The following is a 1,977-nucleotide window of genomic DNA, read 5'->3' as shown; positions in this document are numbered from 1 at the left end:
ACATTATGTTATATCATTATGGGTTGGCTCATCATCGTTGCCATTAAACCCCTTTATGAAAATTTAACCGGTCACGGCTTCTCACTACTATTAATAGGCGGCATTTTGTATTCTGTCGGAGCTATATTCTTCCTTTGGGAAAAGCTTCCGTTCAATCATGCCATTTGGCATCTCTTCGTACTAGGCGGTAGTACAATGATGTTTTTCTGCGTACTGTTTTATGTCTTACCCGCAGCATAAAAAAAGTTTCAGCTTGTTTAAGCTGAAACTTTTTTATTACTTATGTAATTGAGATGCAATAATATCTTTTGTATGCTGGGTTAACTCTTTAGCATCCATACTTGCATATTCTTCAGGTGTAATTGGCTTAGAAATTGTTAATGTTGCATGAGCTGGTTTCATACGATTTCCATTAGCCTCAAACATCTTATATGTACCATCTAAAGTTACTGGTAATATAGATACGCCAGATTTTACAGCAAGGTGAAAACTCCCTGCTTTAAACTCACCGATTTCGCCACCCTTACTTCTCGTTCCCTCTGGAAAAATCACGATAGAATGCCCGCTCTTTAACAGTTCAATTCCATCTTTAATTGCCTTAAGAGATTGACGACGATCGCTGCGGTCCATAAACACACAATTCATTAGTTCCATCCATGTTGGCACAACCGGAAACTTTTTAATTTCCGCTTTTGAAACGAATCCAATTGGCTTATTTAAGTAACCTAGTAACACAGGAATATCCATATTACTTTGATGATTACTTACAACTAGCACTGGCTTGTCTTTCGGAACATTTTCAAGTCCCTTTACTTCTACAGTCGATCCAGTTACACGCACCATTTTCTTACCAAACCAGTTTGTTGTTTTATACACAACACTATCTTTTTCTTGCGGTGACATCGCATTTGCTTTTCTTTTTATACGCCACAACCTTGGTGTAATCGCAATTACGATTAAAATTAAATAAAAGATTTTAAAAAACGTTTGAATCATACAGAACCCCCACCTATTATCATTCCGACCTTCATTATACTAGACAAACGAAGGAAAAAGAAGAAAAAATGTCCAAACAACAAGTGTTTGGACATTTTGAAGTTTTCTATATTAGAAACGTTTTGCTAATTCGCGTGCACTTGCAATTGCTGCTTCTTTAATGTCTTGTGCTTTTTCAGGATTTGCATTCATTCCTTCAACTGCAATATATTCAGTGTCTGATACACCCATGAATCCTAATACTGCATTTAAATGATTGCGACCGAAGTCCACAGCTGCATATGCTCCTTCAGAATAAACGCCGCCTGTAGCTTGAATATGAAGTGCTTTTTTGCCTTCTAATAAGCCAACTGGACCATTTTCAGTATATTTGAATGTTTTACCTGCGATTGCTAAGTTATCTAAGTATGCTTTCACTACTGGTGGATAGCTAAAGTTCCACATTGGAGTTACGAATACATATCGATCTGCATGCATAAATGTTTCTAAGTTTGTGTTCATTGCTGCAACTTTTTGTTGTTGAACTTCAGTTAAAGTTTCGAATCCTTCGCCTGCTGCAAATTTACCCCAAGCTGCAAATACATCTGCATCGATTGCTGGTACTGTAGTATTGAACAAATCAATTGTTACTACTTCGTCTTGTGGATGCTCGTTTTTATAAGCTTCGATGAACGCTTCACCTACTGCTACTCCGAAAGAACCTTCTGCTGAATTTGGATTTGCTGTAATAAATAGTACTTTTGTCATTGTATTATCTCCCTTTTTTCAATTTATCTTTAATTTGAGATTTATTATTTTATAGTAAATAACTTACCTTATGTAAGTATAATACAAAAAGTTATATGTAATGTCAATAAAAAATAGCTACTTTTTTTTCGTAAGTTAATAAGTTATATCGCTTCATCTTACTTTCGTATATAAATATTAAGATTTTATCAACATAAAAAACTACCTCCATATTATATGGAGGTAGCCTTCATC

Annotated in this window: 3 protein-coding genes; 1 reads left to right on the top strand and 2 read right to left on the bottom strand. The window is 35.3% G+C overall.

The features are described 5' to 3' along the window. Nucleotides 1–240: PAQR family membrane homeostasis protein TrhA (gene trhA / locus AC1DJR_RS28080; protein ID WP_477004056.1), on the top strand; the 240-nt coding region annotated here is incomplete at its 5' end. A 36-nt stretch (nt 241–276) separates the two neighbouring features. Here the strand turns inward: trhA and AC1DJR_RS28075 are convergent. Together AC1DJR_RS28075 and AC1DJR_RS28070 are read right to left on the bottom strand one after the other, a co-directional pair. Further along, entirely contained in the window at nt 277–996 is a 720-nt protein-coding gene (locus tag AC1DJR_RS28075) for a lysophospholipid acyltransferase family protein (protein ID WP_002141628.1), read from the bottom strand. Nucleotides 997–1,107: 111 nt separating this feature from the next. Next, entirely contained in the window at nt 1,108–1,743 is a 636-nt protein-coding gene (locus AC1DJR_RS28070) for an FMN-dependent NADH-azoreductase (protein WP_429687319.1), read from the bottom strand. Nucleotides 1,744–1,977: the final 234 nt, after the last annotated feature.

The sequence above is a fragment of the Bacillus sp. 05T31 genome (assembly GCF_056396725.1).
The sequence above is the reverse complement of the archived record's forward strand: the minus strand, read 5'-3'. Positions and strand labels throughout refer to the sequence as shown.

Bases quoted from the DNA above. Each gene is read 5' to 3' on its own strand.
- AC1DJR_RS28075 (WP_002141628.1), bottom strand. From the start codon at position 996: ATGATTCAAACGTTTTTTAAAATCTTTTATTTAATTTTAATCGTAATT.
- AC1DJR_RS28070 (WP_429687319.1), bottom strand. From the start codon at position 1,743: ATGACAAAAGTACTATTTATTACAGCAAATCCAAATTCAGCAGAAGGT.